An 18,747-nucleotide genomic window follows, 5' to 3' on the forward strand; every position below is an offset into this window, starting at 1 on the left:
AAAAGGCATGGGGGCAAAGCGTTTTCATCGACCGATCAAAGCACCGATCTGAAACAGGCGCATGACAATTCGCGTGTTCCGCGTTCGCGGACCGGACAAAGCTTGCGATCCCATGACAAATTGACGCTGCGGCAGAGTGGCAGACAGGGCTTTTCAAGCCCTCATGTTTCGGGCAATCGTCGCCGGGTGCACGGAGGAAACAACGTGATGTACGGCTTGGCCGTCGGTTTGAGATGTGGCGCGGTATTTATTTATCTCGTGCTTTTGGGGGTGGTGCCAGCACGCGCCGACCAGCCCCTGCCTGTCGAGTTCATCGAGGTTGCGCCGCGCGGCAGCGATCTGGAAATCGAATTGACGGGGACGCTGGAAGCGCTCGACACGGTCGAACTTGGCTTTCGGGAAGGCGGGCGCGTCACCGAAATCCTCGTCAGCGAGGGCGACCATTTCGCGAAGAACCAGGTGCTGGGCCGTATCGACCCGCTGCAGTTGCAACAGGCGCTGAACGTGGCAAGCGCGTCTCTGGACGCAGCACGCGCGACCGAGGATCAGGCCCGACAGGCGGCCGAGCGCGCGCAGGCCATGCTGGATCGCGGTGTCGGCACCCGCGCCGCCCGTGACACCGCCCGTCAGGAGCTTAGCGCGGCCGAGACAGAGGCCCAGCAGGCGCAAAGCACATTGGATCAAGCCCGCCGTTCGGTCGAGAACACCGAATTGCGCGCGCCGTTCGACGGTGTCGTGACTTCGCGCACGGGTGAGCCGGGCCAGGTTGTGGGCGCGGCGCAGTCGGTTTTGTCGCTGGCCGCGAATGACGGTGTCGAGGCCGTGTTCATGACCCCAGATCTCGTGTTCCTCAACGACGCGATGGGCGAGAGCATCGCGCTCTCGACGCTGGACATTGCCGCGCCGCCAATGACTGGCACCGTGACGGAAATCTCTCCCCTGGTCGATCCGACGACCGGTTCTGTCCGGGTGCGCGCCAAAGTCTCAGAAGTTCCCGGAGAGCTGGACCTGCTTGGCGCATCTGTTCGTGGGCGCCTGAAGCTGAGCACAGGCGAGGCCTTTGAAATTCCGTGGACCGCCCTGACGTCGGGTGAAGGTGCGCCCTCGGTCTGGGTTGTCCGGGACGGCAAGGCGGAACTGCGAGCAGTCGAGATCGAGCGTTTCGACGATGAAAGCGTGCTTCTGTCAGGCGGGGTCGAGGCTGGCGAAGTCGTGGTCGGGGCGGGGTCGCAAAAGCTCTATCCCGGTCGCCCGGTTGTGGCTGGGGATAAGTCATGACTTTGTCCTTCAGGGTTGCCTGCCCCGCGTCGGTCGGCGTGGCATCGCATATCACGCGGCTTCTCGGCATCGCGGCGCTTACGCTTTGCGTTTCACTGCCTGCCGCCGCTATCGAGCTTCCATGGACCGCCAAGCAAGAGGAGGCGCCGGAGCTTCCGCCGCGACCCGTCGTGACCGCAATCGCCAGCGATCTGCCATCGGCGCTGCGCAGTTTCCCCGGCGTCGTCGAGGCCGGCACCGAGGTCGAGCTTGGCTTTCAGACGCTGGGACGGCTGTCGATGCGACCTGTGGATGTCGGCGACGACGTGGAAACCGGCGATCTGCTGGCGGAACTGACGCCCGACGATCTGCAGGACAATGTTCGCGCCGCGCGTTCGGCCGTTGATGCGGCCGAAGTGACGCTGGAAACGGCGCAGGCGACGGCCGAGAGGACACGCGATCTGGCAAAGCGGAGTGTCGCGACCCGTGCGCAGCTTGAACAGGCCGAGCGCGGCCTGAAGGCCGCCGAAGCCGGTCTGGCGCAGGCGCAATCGGAACTTGCGCGGGCTGAAGACGCCGAAGGTTTTGCGCGGCTGCTCGCGCCGTTCAGCGGGGTGATTTCGGCCGTGTCCGAAACGCCCGGCGCGGTTGTCAGTGCCGGCACCCCCATCGTGACACTTTCCGATGTCAACACGCGCGAGGCCGTGATCGACCTTCCCGAGGCGGTACTGTCGGCCATGCCGGTCGGCACGGATGTCGATATCTGGCTGGAATCCGACGACCGGACCCGCAGCACCGGTCAGATCATACGTATCGAGGCGGTTGCCGACGCTGCCACGCGCACGCGACGCGTTCACATGTCGATGGACAATCCCGACAACTTCCGCCTTGGCTCGCTGATCCGCGCGCAACGCGGTGGCGAACGTGACATGCTGCTGGCGCTGCCGGACAGTGCTATCGCCGGAACGAAGGAAGATCCCCGCATCTGGATCGTGTCCCGCCAGCCCGATGGCAGCGCGACGGTGGAACTCAGGCCGGTCACGATCGGGCTGCGCGTGAACGGTCTTGCCGCTGTCGCATCTGGTCTGAAGGTGGGTGAAGAAGTAGTGGTGCGCGGCGTCCATTCGCTGAAGGACGGGCAGGCCGTGGGCGAAAGGGTCGAGCCGTGATGCACGGGCTGAGATTCAACCTGTCGGACTGGGCGCTGAAACATCGCAGCTTCGTCTGGTTCCTGCTGATCGTGTCGATGATCGCGGGGACGATTTCCTACATCAACCTCGGCCGCGAGGAGGACCCGAATTTTACCATCAAGGTCATGGTCATCAGCGCAGCCCTGCCGGGCGCGACCACGGACGAAACCCTCAATCAGGTCACGAAACGGATAGAAAACAAGCTGGAGGAACTGGACGAGCTTGATTTCACCCGGTCCGTGACGATGCCCGGTCAGGCGATTGTCTATGTAGAGCTTGACCCGACAGTGCGCGGCGCGCGTGTCCCCGAGGTCTGGAAGCGCGTGCGCGACATGATGTCCGACATCCGGCCCGACTTCCCATCCGAATTTGCCGGTTTTCAGTTCAACGACAATTTCGGCGATGTGTTCGGCAATATCTATGCCTTCACGACCGACGGGTTCACCCCGCGCGAACTGCGCGACCGTGTGGACGACATCCGCGATCTCGTGCAGGCGCTGCCTCTGGCCGGCAAGGTGGAACTGCTGGGCGAGCAGGACGAGAAGATTTATCTTGAATTCTCTCCGTCGCGGCTGGCAGCGCTTGGCCTTAACCAGGAAGAGGTCATGGCCACGTTGGCCAACCAGAACGCGATCGCGCCGTCAGGGGTCATTGAATCCGGGTCAGAACGGGTGCTGGTCCGCGTCGATGGAGAGTTCGACGATTCCAATGCGATTGCCGCGGTCAACCTGCGTGTGGGCGACCGCTTCTTCAACGTGACTGACGTCGCGACCGTGGTGCGCGGCTATGAAGACCCGCCCCAAAGCCTGTTCCGCTATAACGGCAAGCCTGCCATCGGACTGCAGATCGGGATGAAGGCTGGCGGCAATATTCTGGAATTCGGCGAGCAGGTGGACGCGCTCATGCATGGCGTCGCGGCCGATCTGCCCATCGGGATCGAAATGGCGAAATTCGCCGATCAACCGCATGTCGTTGACGAGGCCGTCGGCCATTTCGTTCGCGCCCTGGTCGAGGCCGTGGTGATCGTTCTGATCGTCAGCTTCATCAGCCTCGGGCTGCGGGCAGGAATGGTCGTCACGATGACGATCCCGCTGGTGCTGGCAATCACCTTCGTCTTCCTGGATTATTTCGGCATTACCCTGCAAAGGATCTCGCTCGGCGCGCTGATTATCGCGCTTGGGCTGCTGGTCGATGACGCCATGATCGCCATCGAAACCATGATCTCGCGGCTGGAGCTGGGCGAGACGCTGACCGACGCGGCTTCATATGCATGGACCTCCATCGCGTTTCCGATGCTGACCGGCACGCTGGTCACGGTGGCGGGCTTCATCCCCATCGGGCTGAACAGTTCCGCCGCGGGCGAATTCACGTTCTCGCTTTTCGTGGTCATCGCGGTATCGCTGCTGGTCAGCTGGGTCGTAGCGGTGCTGTTCGCGCCGCTTCTGGGTGTGACCTTCCTGCCCAAATCCATGAAACACGACGCCGAAAAGACCGGCTGGCTGCGTCGCAGTTTTCACCGCGTCCTGCGGCTGGCGATGCGGTTCAAATGGATAACGATCGCGATCACGATGCTCGCCTTCGGGGCCTCGATCTATGGGATGCGCTTTGTCGAGCAGCAATTCTTCCCGACCTCCGACCGGCCAGAGATCCTTGTCGATATCGGCATGCGCCACAATGCGTCGATCACGGCGACGCGCGACACGATGGATCAGCTTGAATCGCATCTGAAGGACGACCCGGATGTGCTGTTCTGGACGTCATATGTCGGGAATGGCGCGCCGCGTTTCGTGCTGGCGATGGACGTGCAGACGCCTGGCCCGCATGTCGGCCAGATCCTGATACAGACCCCGGATCTGGAGGCGCGCGACCGCGTGAAAGCCAAGCTGAACGAGATAGCGCCCCGTGATTTCTACGGTGCCGATATCTACGTCAAGAATCTGGAAATCGGGCCACCTGTCGGTAAGCCGGTCCAGTATCGCGTTTCCGGCCCCGATATCGAGGCGACGCGCGATGCGGCGCGCGACCTTGCCGCCGTTCTGGCGACAGAACCGCGCCTTACCGACGTGGCGCTCGACTGGAACGAGCCGGCGCGCGTCGTCCGCTTGCAGGTCAGTCAGGATCAGGCCCGCCGGCTTGGCATCAGTTCTTCCGATATCGCGGGCGCTCTCGCGACGATGTTCTCGGGACGGACGGTCACGCAGTTGCGCGACGACGAATTCCTCATCGACGTGGTCAGTCGCGGTGACGCCGATGAGCGCAGCTCAATCGACACGTTGCGCAACCTTCAGCTGGCCACACCTAACGGCGCTATCCCGCTGGCGAGCCTTGCGCGTCTGGAATACGGGACCGAGCAGCCGCTTATCATGCAGCGTGACGGCTTGCCGACGGTGACGGTAAAGGCGGCGATTGCCTCGGCCGATCAGCCTGCGACTTTGGTCAATGCGATGGCCGGCCGAATTGCGGAATTTGAAAAGACGCTGCCCTCGTCGATCAAGATTGAGATCGGCGGCACGGTCGAAAGTTCCGCCGACAGTCAGGGCCCGATCGCGGCTGTTGTGCCTCTGATGCTTTTGATTATGGCATTCCTGGTCATGGTTCAGATGCAAAGCTTCCGCCTGTCCGCGATTGTCATTGCGGCGGCACCGCTTGGCCTGATCGGGGTGGTCACGGTTCTGGCGGGATTCGGCGTGCCAATGGGCTTTGTCGCGATCCTTGGCATCCTGGCGCTTGCCGGCATTCTGATCCGCAACTCGATCATCCTTGTCCATGAGGTGCAGGTGCTGATCGAAAAGGGGCATGACCGCTGGTCGGCAGTTTACGAAGCCTCGGACAGCCGCGCGCGACCGATCCTGTTGACGGCCGCAGCCGCCAGCCTGGCGCTGATCCCGATTGCACGGCAGGTGTTCTGGGGGCCGATGGCCTATGCCATGATGGGCGGCATCATCGCGGGCACGCTGATTACGCTGCTGTTTGTCCCGGCACTGTATTGCGCTGTCTTCGGTGTGAAACCACCAAAGGATGATGGCGCAAACTGATTGACGCCCCCGGTCCACCGCTTACACAGACGCCAGACATGGCCGGAGGACCGATGAGCGACAAGAAGCCCCGCACCGCCCGCATAACGCCTGAAGACGCGCTGTCCTATCATATGGAACCGCGTCCCGGAAAATTCGATGTGGTTCCGTCGACCCCCATGGCGACGCAGCGCGACCTGTCGCTGGCCTATTCGCCCGGCGTCGCGGTTCCCGTGCAGGCCATCGCCGACCGGCCAGAGACGGCTTATGATTACACAACCAAGGGCAATCTGGTCGCCGTCGTCTCGAACGGGACGGCAATCCTTGGTCTGGGCAATCTCGGCGCGCTTGCCTCGAAGCCGGTGATGGAAGGCAAGGCGGTGCTGTTCAAGCGCTTTGCCGATGTGAACGCCATAGATATCGAACTGGATACAGAAGACCCTGACGAAATCATTCAGGCCGTGCGTCTGATGGGACCGACCTTCGGCGGCGTGAACCTTGAGGATATCAAGGCACCAGAATGCTTCATCATCGAACAGCGCCTGAAAGAGGTGATGGACATACCCGTTTTCCACGACGATCAGCACGGCACGGCGGTGATCTGTGCGGCGGGGCTGATAAATGCGCTGGAGCTTTCGGGCAAGCGGATCGAGGATGTACGCATCGTGCTGAACGGCGCGGGGGCTGCAGGGATTGCCTGTCTGGAACTGCTGAAGGCGATGGGCGCGCGGCACGATAACTGCATCATGTGCGACACCAAGGGCGTCATCTGGCAGGGCCGCACCGAGGGCATGAACCAGTGGAAATCCGCGCATGCCGCCGTCACCGATGCGCGCACGCTGGAAGAGGCGATGAAGGGCGCGGATGTCTTCCTTGGTGTGTCCGCGAAGGGCGCGGTGACGCAGGAAATGGTCGAAAGCATGGCGGAAAATCCGGTCATCTTCGCCATGGCCAATCCCGATCCCGAAATCACCCCGGAAGACGCCCATGCCGTCCGCCCCGACGCGATCGTGGCGACGGGGCGCAGCGACTATCCCAATCAGGTAAATAACGTGCTGGGATTTCCCTATCTGTTCCGTGGGGCCCTGGACATTCACGCCCGCGCCATAAATGACGAGATGAAGATTGCCTGCGCGCAGGCCCTTGCCGAACTCGCCCGCGAGGATGTACCCGACGAAGTTGCAGTGGCCTATGGCCGCAAGCTGCAGTTCGGTCGCGATTACATCATCCCGACACCGTTCGATCCGCGCCTGATCCATGTCATTCCGCCAGCCGTGGCAAAGGCGGGCATGGATACCGGCGTCGCCCGCCGCCCCATCATCGACATGGACGCCTATCGCCATGCGCTTCAGGCCCGGATGGACCCGACCGCTGCGATCCTGCAAGGCATCCATGCCCGCGCGCGGCAGAATCAGGCGCGCATGATCTTTGCGGAAGGTGACGATCCGCGCGTATTGCGGGCCGCCGTCGCATGGCAGCGCGGCGGCATGGGGTCGTCCATCGTCGTCGGCAAGGAAAGCGATGTGCGCGAGAAGCTGGAGGCGGCGGGCCTTGGCGATGCGGTTCGCGAGCTGACCGTGGTGAACGCGGCGAATACCCGAAATCTCGATGCCTATCACGACTTCCTTTATGCCCGTTTGCAGCGAAAAGGCGTGGACCGTGAGGATGCGCATAAAGAGGTCAATCGCGACCGCCATATCTTTGCTTCGCTGATGCTGGCGCATGGCCACGGCGACGGGCTTGTGACGGGTGCCACGCGCAAGAACGCCCATGTGCTTGCCCAGATTGCACAGGTTTTTGACGCGCGCCCGCAGGACGGTGCTGTTGGGATCACCGCCGTGCTGCACAAAGGCCGGATCGTGCTGATCGGTGACACGCTGGTCCATGAATGGCCCGAGGCCGACGATCTGGCCGATATCGCCATTCGCGGTGCGCATGTGGCACGTCATCTGGGTCTTGAACCGCGCGTTGCCTTTCTGTCATTCTCGAATTTCGGCTATCCGGTCAGCGAACGGGCAGAGAAGATGGCCGAGGCGACGCATGTTCTCGATCAGCGCGGTGTCGATTTCGAATATGAGGGCGAGATGACCGTGGATGTTGCGCTGAACATGGAACAGGCGGCGAAATATCCCTTCTCGCGCCTGACCGGGCCTGCGAATGTGCTGGTGGTGCCGGCGCGGCATTCGGCGTCGATTTCAGTGAAGCTGATGCAGGAAATGGCTGGCGCGACGGTGATCGGGCCGATCCTCACCGGGGTCGACAAGCCGATTCAGATCTGCTCGACCTCGTCCACGGTCAGCGACATTCTGAACATGGCGGCCATTGCGGCGGGGCGTCTGGGGCAGGTTCGCTAGCCGGTCCTGTCAGGCCGGGGCGCGGCAGGCAAACGGATCGCCGCGCATCACCTCGTAGCGGGTGGCGCCGTCCGCTTCGGTGACCGACAGCAGCGCATGCCCGCCCTCGGCGCAGAAATGCGGCACGTCCACGGCTGCCATCCTGTCCGTGGCAATCAACGTGACGCGGCTGCCGACGGGCTGCGACATCAGCACCTTGCGAAGCCGCAGGACGGGCAGGGGGCACAGCATCCCGCGCGCGTCGATTTCGGTCATGCGGCCCTTGCCTGCACGGCGTTGCGGCACCAGCCTTCCGCTTGGGCGGGCGACAGCTTCACCGCCAGATCGCCCGCGAAAGCAACAAATTCCGCCTGCTGCTGTGGCGCGACCGAAATCAGCACAGGCAGGTCGCGGTCGAGCGCGTCGGCGATCACAGCGACCATGCCGCGGCCCATGATCTCTTGCTTGCCGTATTTGTTCACGACCACAAGTTTCGCATCCGGCAGCGTGTTCAGCACGCGCTGAGCGGCCGATTCCAGCGCCCCGGCATCCAGACGACAGCCGGTCGCGGACGGCCCGAGATTCTGCGAGATCACGACATCAGGTCCGGTATCGCCCAGAACCTGCAAGGTCATGTCGCAATGGCAGTCATCGACGCGGTCATTCGACTGGACCGCGCCGCGCACCGGCACGCCTGACGATTCCAGACGCAGCGCGATCTCTCGCATCAGGCGATGCGCGCCGTCACCGCCGCCGGTTTCGGCCTGGTCCAGCCAGCCGAGCATCAGCGCCGCCGGTCGCGGCGCGAGCTCATCGGCTGGAAGGCAACGCCGACATGGGCCTCGCAATAGGGTTTGCCGGCCTGGCTGGGCAGGCCGCAGAACCAGAATTTCTCGGTCGCCGGATCGCCGATCGGCCATTTGCAGGTCCGCTCAGTCAACTCCATCAGGGTCAGCTTGCGGGCCTTCTTTTCGACCTCGCGCACATTGGCAAGCGCTTCGGGGCTGATCTCGTTCGCCGACGGCTGCGGCGGCAGCGGCTGGCCCGCAGGCACGATGGGCCGGCGGTTCGAGAAGCCGGCCGGGGCACTGGGTTCAGCCGATTGGGTCGCAGGTTCTGGTTCTGTCGGGGCGGCGGGCTTGGCCTCGGCCTTCGCCGGCTCCGCCTTCTGGGCGGGTCTGGCCTTGGGCGCGGGCTTCGCCTTGCCTTCTGGCTTGGCGGGTTCTGGCGCGGCGGCAGCGGGCGTGGCTTCTGCCTCGGTCCCCTCGTCGCGGTTCGACAGGCCAAGCCGGTGGACCTTGCCGATCACCGCATTGCGCGTCACGCCGCCCAGTTCCTTCGCGATCTGGCTGGCGGACTGGCCTTCGGACCACATCCGCTTGAGCGTTTCGACACGTTCGTCGGTCCAGGACATTTCGGCCTTTCTGGCGGACGCTCCGCCGATCTTGCAATTTCAGACGTCCCCGGTCAAACCGGGAATGCCCAGAAATATCCTGCCCGTCCTGCCAATTCAAGAAGCCGCCATGACTGAATCTGACCAGATCACGCAACAACCCATGGGCGCGCGCCGCTTCGGTCGGGTCAACTGGCTGGGGCTATACACGCTTTCGCGCCGAGAGATCATGCGCTTCATGTCCGTCTGGCAGCAGACCGTCTTTGCGCCGCTGATGACGGCGGGGCTGTTCGTCATCGTGTTTTCGGTGGCGCTTGGCCGTGGCGATCGCGAGGTTATGGGCCTGCCCTATCTCGCCTTTCTCGGTCCCGGCATCCTGATGATGTCGGTGATCCAGAACAGCTTCGCGAACACGTCCTCCAGCATCATCGCGTCGAAAATGCAGGGCAACATCGTCGATACGCTGATGCCGCCGCTGTCTGGCGGGGAAATCCTTGCCGGCTACCTGATCGGCGCCGTGGCGCGGGCGGGGCTGGTCGCGGTCGTGATCGGCCTTGGCATGGCGCTGCTGATCCACCATTTCCCCGCGCACCCGCTGGTGGCACTGGCGTTCATCATCCTCGGGGCGCTGCTGATGGGCGGTCTGGGGCTGGTCGGCGGCATTCTCGCGCAGAAATTCGATCAGATGGCGGCGATTTCGAACTTCATTGTGACGCCGCTGTCGTTCCTGTCCGGAACGTTCTATTCGATCGAGGCCCTGCCGCCGTTCTTCCGCGCGATCAGCCATATGAATCCGATCTTCTACCTGATCGACGGCGCGCGCTATGGCTTTACCGGCGTCAGCGACGCCAGCCCGGCCTTGGGCTTCGTCTTCTGCCTTGTCGTCGTCGCGGGCGTCTGCACGCTGGCATGGTGGCTGCTGCGCACCGGATACCGGCTGAAACCATGAGCCGGCTGGCCCTGATTACCCTTGTCATCGACGATTACGACCGCGCGATCGACTGGTTCCGCCGGGCGCTCGAATTCGATCTTGTCGAGGACAGCCCGTCCCTGACCGATGACGGCCGCCCGAAGCGTTGGGTGGTCGTGGCCCCGAAGGGCGGAGGCTGTGCCATTCTGCTGGCGCGTGCCGATGGACCACGACAGGAAAGCTTCATCGGCGACCAGACCGGCGGGCGCGTCGGCTTTTTTCTGCATTCCGATGACTATGACGCCGATCATGCGCGAATGCTGGCCGAAGGCGTGCATTTCGAGGAAACGCCGCGCGACACCGAATATGGCCGCGTTGCGAAATTCCGTGACCTCTGGGGCAATCGCTGGGATCTGTGGCAGCGAAAATAACACTTGCCGTCGCGGAAGATTTGCCCCAAGAAATCCGCATGATCGCACGGACCGCCCTTATTGCCCGTCCCCGACGCCGTTAAGGCGCGCGATCCCGCATGTCCGGCGGTTACACGGGCGCAATCCATCTGCTATTCCGACCAAGGCCAGTTGAAGGAGCCTGTTCATGTCCGAATTCCCCCATGTCCTGCCGACCTATAACCGTGCGCCGCTGGCTTTCGAGCGTGGCGAGGGGGTCTGGGCGATTGCCCAGGACGGGACGCGATATCTGGATATGGGGGCGGGCATCGCGGTCAACGCGCTTGGCCATGCGAACCCCGATCTTGTCGCCGCGCTGACCGAACAGGCAGGCAAGATCTGGCATGTCTCGAACCTGTACAAGATTCCGCAGCAGGAAAAGCTGGCCGATCTGCTGGTCGAGAACACCTTTGCCGACACGGTCTTTTTCACCAATTCCGGGACCGAGGCAGCAGAGCTGGCGATCAAGATGGCGCGGAAATACTGGGACCATGAAGGCCAGCCCGAACGGGTCGAGATCCTGACCTTCGAAGGCGCGTTCCACGGCCGCTCCACTGGCGCAATCGCTGCGGCGGGATCGGAAAAGATGGTCAAGGGCTTCGGGCCGCTGATGCCGGGCTTCCGGCAGCTTCCCTTCGGCGATATGGATGCGCTGCGTGCCGCGATCAGCGACAGGACCTGTGCGGTGATGATCGAACCCATTCAGGGCGAAGGCGGCATCCGCCCGCTGCCCGATGCCGATCTGAAGGAAATCCGCGCGCTTTGCGATCAGACCGGCGCGCTGTTGATTCTGGATGAGGTGCAATGCGGTATGGGCCGCACTGGGCGCCTGTTCGCGCATGAATGGGCCGGCATTGCGCCCGATATCATGATGGTCGCGAAGGGCATCGGCGGGGGCTTCCCGCTGGGTGCCGTGCTGGCGACGCAGAAGGCGGCGTCGGGGATGGTCGCAGGGACGCATGGGTCGACCTATGGCGGCAATCCCTTGGGTTGCGCTGTGGGAGCGCGGGTCATGGAAATCGTCGCCGATCCCGATTTTCTCGCCGGGGTCAGCCGCAAGGGCGCGCTGATGCGGCAGAAACTGGAAGGGCTGGTCGCAGCCCATCCCGATGTCTTTGAATCGGTGCGCGGGCAGGGGCTGATGCTAGGGCTGAAATGCAGGATCGCGCCCGGCGATCTGGTCAAGGCGGGCTATGACGCGCAAATCCTGACCGTCGCCGCTGCCGATAACGTGCTGCGGTTGCTGCCACCCCTCACCATCACTGATGAGGAAATCGCCGAGGCCGTCGACCGGCTGGACAAGGCCGCAGGGGCGCTTGATGGGTGAGTATGCCTTCAGGTCGGTGACGGGCAACGACCTGACCATGCTGTCGGGCTGGCTTAACCAGTTGCAGGTCAGCCGCTGGTGGCCCAATGGCGCCGATCAGATCGCCCATATCCGCGACCATATTGGCGATCCGTCGATCACCCCGCTGATCGTCAGCCTGGGTGATGATCCCATCGCCTATGTCCAGCATTACAAGGCCCGCCGCTGGCCCGCGCCGCAATTCGGGCATCTGCCACATGACACGATTGCGCTGGATCTGTTCAGCGGGCCGATCGGGTTCGGGCATGGCGGGGAATGGCTGCGGCAGTTGGGCGATCAACTGCTGGAACAGGTCTCCATGCTGGCGATCGACCCGACGACCGACAACGTTGCTGCCGTGCGCGCCTATCGCAAGGCGGGCTTCGATGGTGACGTGATCCGGCCCGATGCCGACGGCAAGCCGGTGCTGGTCATGACGCGCCGACGATAACTCGCTGACAGGTTATCGACGCATGCGCGTGGGGCCTCGACCTCTTGACCCCGCAAAGACTTATGGGCTTGCTGGCCCGATCCAGCCGAAAGACAGACAGATGAACCATTTCCTCGACATTCATACCACCGACAAGAATGATCTGCGGTCGATCATCGACAATGCGCGCGTCATGAAGGATGCGCGGAACGGTCGCCCCAAGGGCACGCGGGACGACGAACAGCCGCTGGCAGGCCGCATGGTCGCGCTGATCTTCGAAAAGCCCTCGACCCGGACGCGTGTCAGCTTTGATGTGGGCGTGCGCCAGATGGGCGGCGAGACGATGGTGCTGTCAGGCAAGGAAATGCAGCTTGGTCACGGTGAAACCATCGCCGATACCGCCCGCGTGCTGTCGCGCTATGTCGATCTCATCATGATCCGCACATTCGAGGAGGCGACCCTGCACGAAATGGCCGAACACGCCACCGTTCCGGTCATCAACGGGCTGACCAACCGCACACATCCCTGCCAGATCATGGCCGATGTTCTGACTTATGAGGAACATCGCGGTCCCATCGCCGGCAAGAAGGTGGTTTGGTCCGGGGACGGCAACAACGTCTGCGCCAGCTTCCTGCACGCTGCCGGTCAGTTCGGCTTCGATTTCACGTTTACCGGCCCGATGCCGCTGGACCCCGAACCCGAATGGATCGGCTTTGCGCGCGCCCAGGGGGTCCGCGCTCAGATCGAACGTGATCCTCACAAGGCCGTCGAGGGCGCGGATCTGGTCGTCACCGACACCTGGGTCAGCATGCATGACCCGGAATCGGCCAAGGAACGCCGGCACAACCAGCTTCGCGGATATCAGGTGAACGAGGATCTGATGTCGAAGGCAAAGCCGGATGCGCTGTTCATGCATTGCCTGCCCGCCCATCGCAATGACGAGGCGACAAGCGCCATCATGGACGGCCCGCATTCGGTCATCTTCGACGAGGCCGAGAATCGCCTTCACGCCCAGAAGGCGATCATGCGCTGGTGCCTGGGTGTCTGACGCGTCAGCCGGTGGTGCAGCCGCGATATTCGGCCGCGCCATCCTTGCCGAGAACGGTCAGCACAACCGCATCAGGATCGAGTGCGAAGGGCTTGCCTTCCGGGGTGACAAAATCGGCCGTCGCTTCGGTGCCGTCGGCGGAAATCTCGGGCGCGGAAACCCAGATTTTCGGGTCGGCACTGTGTTCGATCGCCACATCCGCGCCCGGTTCGGGCAGCGAAAGGGTGACGGTCATGCCGTCCTCGATCTCTCCGATCTCGCAGGCGGGCTTCTGCGTCGAAAGCGCAGGAACAAGCTTCATCGCGGCCTCGATCTGGGGATCGCGGGCTGTGCCCGCCGCATCCGCCACAAGGTCGATACTGGCAGGCACGCACACCTTTTCGCACAGGCCGAAGCTGATATGCGCCGACAACCCGACCGGCTTCTGCGCATCGCGCGGCGCGATAGTGAACGGTAATACCAGACGGTCGTGATAGCCAAGCGTGCGCATGCCGTCCGACAGGAACACTTCGGGCGCAGGCCAATGAAACACGACATCGCCCATATTGCTGCCCTGCCAATCGAATTCCGGCGGCAATCCTGCATCGCCGGGGCTGCGCCAATAGGTTTTCCAGCCCGGTTCCAGAACGAGTTCCAGCGCTGCCACCCGGCCGCCATTCTGATCGGTCCAGCCGGGCAGGAAACGTGCCGAACGAAGGCCCTCGGGAAGCGGTTGTGCAAGGGCGGGAAGGGCAGGGAGGATAATGCCGAAAATGGCGGCGCGAAGAAGCTGTTTCATGGCGCGACGCTAGCCTGAACGGCAGGCCGTCTGAAATCACCTTTTCGATATGGATTCCGACGAACCCTTGCCGAATGCCCGCACAATGCCGATCCTTTAGGAAGGAGGGACGCGATGCAACATGACAGCGATCTGACCGGAAAGATACTGATTGCCATGCCCGAAATGGGCGATCCGCGTTTCCAGCGATCTGTCGTGCTGGTCTGCGCGCATTCTGACGAGGGTGCGATGGGAATTGTCCTGAACCAGCCGATGCAGGGCATGGGCATCCCGGAACTGCTGGACATGCTTGGCATCGAGCCGGCGGATGGCGCGCTTGAATTGCCGGTTCGGGTCGGCGGCCCGGTCGAGCCGGTGCGCGGCTTTGTTTTGCATCCGCAACAGGGCGCGCTGGAGGATGGGTCGATGGATGTCGGCAACGGTCTGGCGCTTACGACCACCCGCGACATTCTGGTCGAACTTGCCGAAGGGCGCGGGCCCAGTCAGGCGATGCTCGCGCTCGGCTATTCCGGCTGGGGGCCGGGTCAGCTTGATGACGAACTGCGTGCGAATGGCTGGCTGACCGCCAATATGGACCCGGATTATGCCTTTGGCGATCCTGCCGAAGCCTGGATGCGCGCCCTGCAATCCCTGGGCGTCGATCCCCTGTCGTTGTCCGGCGCAGCAGGGCGGGCCTGATCTGCGCAAATCAGAAGCGCGTGCGATGTTTCGGCGGGCCTGTCTGCTGACAAGCGCGGACAGTGTGCAGTCCCGGAACCGCTCAGCGCGGCGCGGCGGCCCTGCGCAGGCGGTCATTGATGGCGCGGCCCATACCGTGATCGGGAATTGGTGCGATGGCGATGGGCCGCCCCGTCGCATCGGCGATGTGCAGCACGTCGAACAGACGGGCCGCAGCCTCGACCAGATCGCCCGATTCCGACAGGGTCGCCTCGCCGCTGACAGCGCCGAAGCCGATCAGAAATTCGTCGGGCGATGCGGTTCTGGCGTTCAGGCGCAGGTTCGCGCGCGGCGCATAGTGGCTTGACAGCATTCCCGGCGCGGCGGGCCGTTCCGCATCGACATTGGCCGCAGGCATTGCCAGCCGCTGGCCAAGGCAGTTGGAAATCGCCTCGGCCGGGATGCCGCCGGGGCGCAGCAATGTCGGCAGGCCGCCCTGCCATCCGATGATGGTCGATTCGACGCCGACCGGCGACGGTCCGGCATCCAGAACAGCCGCCAGTTTTCCGTCCAGCCCGGCCAGAACATGCGCGGCGGTGGTCGGGCTGATTCGCCCTGACGGATTTGCCGATGGGGCCGCGACCACGCCGCCAAAGGCGTGCAGCAGATCCTGCGCGACCTGATGGGCGGGGACCCTGATCGCGACGGTGCCAAGTCCCGCAGTAACAAGCGACGCAATCCCGGCACCCTCTCGCAGTGGCACGACCAGCGTCAGCGCGCCTGGCCAGAATGCCTCGGCAAGGCGCTTTGCCTGCCCATCAATCACACCGATCTGTGCCGCAGTTTCCAGATCAGGCGCGTGGACGATCAGCGGGTTGAAACTGGGGCGCGATTTCGCGTCATAGATCCCCGCGACGGCGGTCGGATTTCGTGCGTCGGCGGCAAGCCCGTAAACCGTCTCGGTCGGGATCGCGACCAGCTTTCCCTGCGCCAGCATCATGGCAGCATAGGCAATATGCTCCGAGTCCGGTGTGAGTAGGCGGGTTTTGGCTGGCATGGCGAGAGACGGGTTTGTTACGCAAGGTTTTTTCAGGGACGGGTTGCCGCAAGGCATATGCCTAGTAAGCTGGCAGAAACGTAACCTTGCATAGCCGTCGCGCCCCCATCCGGCAAGCGGATCGGGAAAGCACAAGGAACACCGATGACTTACCGCGCCCCCGTCGATCAGATCCGTTTCATCCTCGCGAATATTGTCCCCTTCGATGCCGTCGCCGGGACGGAAACATTCGCAGAGGCGTCGACCGACATGGTCGATGCGATCCTGGGTGAGGCCGGGCGCATGGCATCAGAGGTTCTGGCGCCGCTGAACGAATCGGGCGATCAGACCCCGGCGCGGCTGGAGAATGGCGTTCTGCGGTCGTCGCCGGGCTATGAGAAGGGCTTTCAGGCCATTGCAGAGGGCGGCTGGATCGGGCTTTCGGCGGCCCCCGATTTCGGCGGCGCCGGGCTTCCGCAGGCGGTGAACATGGCCGTGGCAGAATTCATGGCCGGCGCCTGCCTTGCGCTTCAGTTGAACCCGCTGCTGACGCAAGGCCAGATCGAGGCACTGGAACACCACGCCGATGACGAGATGAAGGCCCTTTACCTGCCCAAGCTGATCTCGGGTGAGTGGAGCGGAACCATGAACCTGACCGAGCCGGGTGCCGGTTCGGACGTGGGCGCGCTGAAGACGAAGGCAGAACCTAACGGCGACGGCAGCTATGCGATCACCGGGCAGAAGATCTTCATCACCTGGGGCGATTGCGATCTGACCGAAAACGTGTGCCACGCCGTGCTGGCGCGGCTGCCCGACGGACCCAAAGGCACAAAGGGGATCAGCCTGTTCATGGTGCCGAAATACCTGCCTGACGCGGATGGCAAGCCCGGCACGGCGAACAGCCTGAAGGTCGTCTCGCTTGAGCATAAGATGGGTATTCACGGCAGCCCGACCTGCGTGATGAGCTATGAAGGTGCGACCGGCTGGCTGATCGGCCAGGAACATGGTGGCATGGCCGCGATGTTCACGATGATGAATGCAGCCCGGCTCGGCGTCGGTGTGCAGGGCGTCGGCGTGGCCGAGGCGGCGCTTCAGAAAGCGGTCGCCTATGCTGCCGAGCGCGAGCAGTTCGGCCCGATCATTCGCCATGCCGATGTGCGCCGGATGCTTGCCACGTCCCGCGCCGAGGTCTTTGCCGCGCGTGCGATCTGCCTGGCCTGCGCGACCGCCCTTGATCTGGCCGAGGCGACCGGCGACGAGGACTGGGGCGCACGCGCCGCGCTTCTGACGCCGATAGCGAAGACTTACGGCACGGATGTGGGCTGTCGCGTCGCCGATACCGCCGTGCAGGTTCACGGCGGAATGGGCTATATCGAGGAAACCGGGGCGTCGCAGTATCTGAGGGATGTGCGCATCACGCCGATTTACGAAGGCACGAACGGCATTCAGGCGATGGACCTTGTCGGGCGCAAGATGATGGATGGCGGCGCGGCAGCACAGGCGCTTCTGGACGAAATCCAGGACGAGGCGCGCAAGATCAGCGCGGCGATCCCGAACTGTTCCGAAGCTGTCTGGACAGCCGCGCAAACCCTTTCCGAATCGACCGCGAAGTTAGCGGAAATGGACATGCAGGATCGTTTCGCCGGCGCGGTTCCGTATCTCTCGGCCTTCGCGCGGGTGCTTGGTGCCTATTACCATCTCCGCGCCGCAGATGCGGGCGGCGAGGACGAGAAGGCTCTGTGCCGGATATTCATTCACCGCATTCTGCCGCGCAATGCCGCCGATCTGGCAGAGCTGGAAGCTGGCGTCGAAGACCTGAACATGCTGAGCGATGGGGCGCTTGGCCTTGCCTGACGGCACGCCCCCCGGCATCCGCCATCCCTGGGTCGATGCCCCGGCGCCTGGAAACGCGACCGAGATCGCGCCGGGCGTCTTGTGGATGCGGCTGCCGCTGCCGATGAAGCTCGATCACGTCAATGTCTACGCGCTGGATGACGGCGATGCATGGACGCTGATCGACACAGGCTTCGACAGCGGCAAGGGGCGTGCGATCTGGCAGATGCTTCTGGACGGCCCGCTTGGCGGTAAACCCGTCAGGCGCGTGATCGCGACCCATCATCATCCCGATCATCTGGGTCTTGCGGGCTGGTTCATGGAACGCGGGGCCGAATTCTGGACGACGCGTACGGCATGGCTGACAGCCCGGATGCTGGTGCTGGATTTTCAGCCTGCGCCGGTCCCCGAAGCCATTGCCTTCTGGCGCGCGGCGGGGATGCCGGCCGACCTGCTGGCTGCGCGCGCGACCGAACGGCCTTTCAACTTTGCGGATATGGTGCATCCGTTTCCGCCGGGCTTCACCCGCCTGACGGAAGGGCAGATCGTCGATATCGGCGGGCGGCGATGGCTGGTCGCGATGGGCAATGGCCACGCACCCGAGCATGCGACATTCTGGTCGCTCGACGACGATCTGGTGATCGGGGGCGACCAGTTGCTGCCCGGCATTTCACCCAATCTGGGCGTCTATCCGACAGAGCCGGGTGCCGATCCGGTCGGTGAATGGCTGGAAAGCTGCGCGCGTTTCGCCGACATGGCCGAAGATCGCCACCTTGTTCTGCCGGGACACAAGCTTCCCTTCACAGGTCTGCCCCTGCGGCTGAGCCAGATGAACGAGAATCACCTCTCGGCGCTTGGCCGGATGGAGGAGCTGCTGAAACAGGCGCCGCAAACCGCAGTCGGGTGTTTCCCGGCGCTGTTCCGGCGCCCGATCGGCCCCGGAGAATTCGGATTGGCTTTGGTCGAGGCCGTGGCGCATCTGAATTACCTCTCGATTCGCGGGCGGATCGTGCCGGCGGGCGTCGATCCCGATGGTGGCCACTTGTGGCGAAGCGCCGGGTGACAGCGCCCTGC

General features: G+C 63.5%; 17 protein-coding genes. 12 read left to right on the plus strand and 5 right to left on the minus strand.

Annotation, left to right across the window (positions count from 1 at the left end):
• Window positions 1-207: 207 nt before the first annotated feature.
• Genes FQV27_RS12905 through FQV27_RS12920 form a run of 4 tightly spaced genes read left to right on the plus strand, consistent with a single transcriptional unit; the run spans window position 208 to window position 7,815 of the window.
• A complete protein-coding gene (locus FQV27_RS12905; protein WP_246133101.1) occupies window positions 208-1,278 on the plus strand; it encodes an efflux RND transporter periplasmic adaptor subunit in 1,071 nt (356 codons plus the stop codon).
• Entirely contained in the window at window positions 1,275-2,426 is a 1,152-nt protein-coding gene (locus FQV27_RS12910) for an efflux RND transporter periplasmic adaptor subunit (RefSeq protein WP_147099165.1), read from the plus strand. Before FQV27_RS12905 ends, FQV27_RS12910 begins: the two co-directional genes overlap by 4 nt.
• The gene (locus tag FQV27_RS12915; RefSeq protein WP_147099167.1) at window positions 2,426-5,482 is read left to right on the plus strand and encodes an efflux RND transporter permease subunit; all 3,057 of its coding nucleotides are present in this window, start codon (window positions 2,426-2,428) and stop codon (window positions 5,480-5,482) included. Before FQV27_RS12910 ends, FQV27_RS12915 begins: the two co-directional genes overlap by 1 nt.
• Window positions 5,483-5,535: 53 nt before the next feature.
• Entirely contained in the window at window positions 5,536-7,815 is a 2,280-nt protein-coding gene (locus FQV27_RS12920; RefSeq protein ID WP_147099169.1) for an NADP-dependent malic enzyme, read from the plus strand.
• Between the two features lie 9 nt (window positions 7,816-7,824).
• Here the strand turns inward: FQV27_RS12920 and FQV27_RS12925 are convergent, their stop codons facing one another.
• The 3 genes from FQV27_RS12925 to FQV27_RS12935 are packed head-to-tail and all read right to left on the minus strand — an operon-like array spanning window position 7,825 to window position 9,208.
• Complete coding sequence (locus FQV27_RS12925) at window positions 7,825-8,070, minus strand: sulfurtransferase TusA family protein (RefSeq protein WP_147099171.1); 246 nt, start codon at window positions 8,068-8,070, stop codon at window positions 7,825-7,827.
• Window positions 8,067-8,579, minus strand: a complete 513-nt coding sequence (locus tag FQV27_RS12930; RefSeq protein ID WP_147099173.1) for a DUF2478 domain-containing protein — start codon at window positions 8,577-8,579, stop codon at window positions 8,067-8,069. The genes FQV27_RS12925 and FQV27_RS12930 overlap by 4 nt, the downstream gene beginning before the upstream one ends.
• Complete coding sequence (locus FQV27_RS12935) at window positions 8,579-9,208, minus strand: GcrA family cell cycle regulator (protein WP_147099176.1); 630 nt, start codon at window positions 9,206-9,208, stop codon at window positions 8,579-8,581. The genes FQV27_RS12930 and FQV27_RS12935 overlap by 1 nt, the downstream gene beginning before the upstream one ends.
• A gap of 109 nt (window positions 9,209-9,317) precedes the next feature.
• Between FQV27_RS12935 and FQV27_RS12940 the strand changes: the two genes are divergently transcribed.
• The 5 genes from FQV27_RS12940 to argF all read left to right on the plus strand — a co-directional run bounded on the left by FQV27_RS12940 (window position 9,318) and on the right by argF (window position 13,369).
• A complete protein-coding gene (locus FQV27_RS12940) occupies window positions 9,318-10,136 on the plus strand; it encodes an ABC transporter permease (RefSeq protein WP_246133102.1) in 819 nt (272 codons plus the stop codon).
• Window positions 10,133-10,528 carry a VOC family protein gene (locus tag FQV27_RS12945; protein WP_147099178.1) on the plus strand — a complete coding sequence of 132 codons (396 nt, stop codon included), beginning with the start codon at window positions 10,133-10,135 and terminating at the stop codon, window positions 10,526-10,528. Before FQV27_RS12940 ends, FQV27_RS12945 begins: the two co-directional genes overlap by 4 nt.
• Window positions 10,529-10,694: 166 nt before the next feature.
• Window positions 10,695-11,873 carry an aspartate aminotransferase family protein gene (locus FQV27_RS12950; RefSeq protein WP_147099180.1) on the plus strand — a complete coding sequence of 393 codons (1,179 nt, stop codon included), beginning with the start codon at window positions 10,695-10,697 and terminating at the stop codon, window positions 11,871-11,873.
• On the plus strand, window positions 11,866-12,342 hold the full coding sequence (locus FQV27_RS12955; RefSeq protein ID WP_186827303.1) for a GNAT family N-acetyltransferase: 477 nt from the start codon (window positions 11,866-11,868) through the stop codon (window positions 12,340-12,342). Before FQV27_RS12950 ends, FQV27_RS12955 begins: the two co-directional genes overlap by 8 nt.
• Before the next feature lie 100 nt (window positions 12,343-12,442).
• Window positions 12,443-13,369, plus strand: a complete 927-nt coding sequence (argF, locus tag FQV27_RS12960) for an ornithine carbamoyltransferase (RefSeq protein WP_147099184.1) — start codon at window positions 12,443-12,445, stop codon at window positions 13,367-13,369.
• Window positions 13,370-13,373: 4 nt separating this feature from the next.
• On the opposite strand, the gene FQV27_RS12965 is transcribed toward argF, so the two are convergent.
• On the minus strand, window positions 13,374-14,147 hold the full coding sequence (locus FQV27_RS12965) for a protein-disulfide reductase DsbD domain-containing protein (protein WP_147099186.1): 774 nt from the start codon (window positions 14,145-14,147) through the stop codon (window positions 13,374-13,376).
• Window positions 14,148-14,261: 114 nt separating this feature from the next.
• Here FQV27_RS12965 and FQV27_RS12970 point away from each other — a divergent pair, with 114 nt between their 5' ends.
• On the plus strand, window positions 14,262-14,825 hold the full coding sequence (locus FQV27_RS12970) for a YqgE/AlgH family protein (protein WP_147099188.1): 564 nt from the start codon (window positions 14,262-14,264) through the stop codon (window positions 14,823-14,825).
• An 82-nt stretch (window positions 14,826-14,907) separates the two neighbouring features.
• Here FQV27_RS12970 and FQV27_RS12975 read toward each other — a convergent pair whose 3' ends face one another.
• The gene (locus tag FQV27_RS12975) at window positions 14,908-15,861 is read right to left on the minus strand and encodes an L-threonylcarbamoyladenylate synthase (protein ID WP_147099190.1); all 954 of its coding nucleotides are present in this window, start codon (window positions 15,859-15,861) and stop codon (window positions 14,908-14,910) included.
• A 144-nt stretch (window positions 15,862-16,005) separates the two neighbouring features.
• Here FQV27_RS12975 and FQV27_RS12980 point away from each other — a divergent pair, with 144 nt between their 5' ends.
• A complete protein-coding gene (locus FQV27_RS12980; protein ID WP_147099192.1) occupies window positions 16,006-17,694 on the plus strand; it encodes an acyl-CoA dehydrogenase family protein in 1,689 nt (562 codons plus the stop codon).
• A complete protein-coding gene (locus FQV27_RS12985) occupies window positions 17,672-18,736 on the plus strand; it encodes an MBL fold metallo-hydrolase (protein ID WP_147099194.1) in 1,065 nt (354 codons plus the stop codon). Before FQV27_RS12980 ends, FQV27_RS12985 begins: the two co-directional genes overlap by 23 nt.
• Window positions 18,737-18,747 lie beyond the last annotated feature (11 nt).

The organism is Paracoccus aurantiacus (assembly GCF_007993065.1).
Taxonomy (GTDB): Bacteria; Pseudomonadota; Alphaproteobacteria; order Rhodobacterales; family Rhodobacteraceae; genus Paracoccus; species Paracoccus aurantiacus.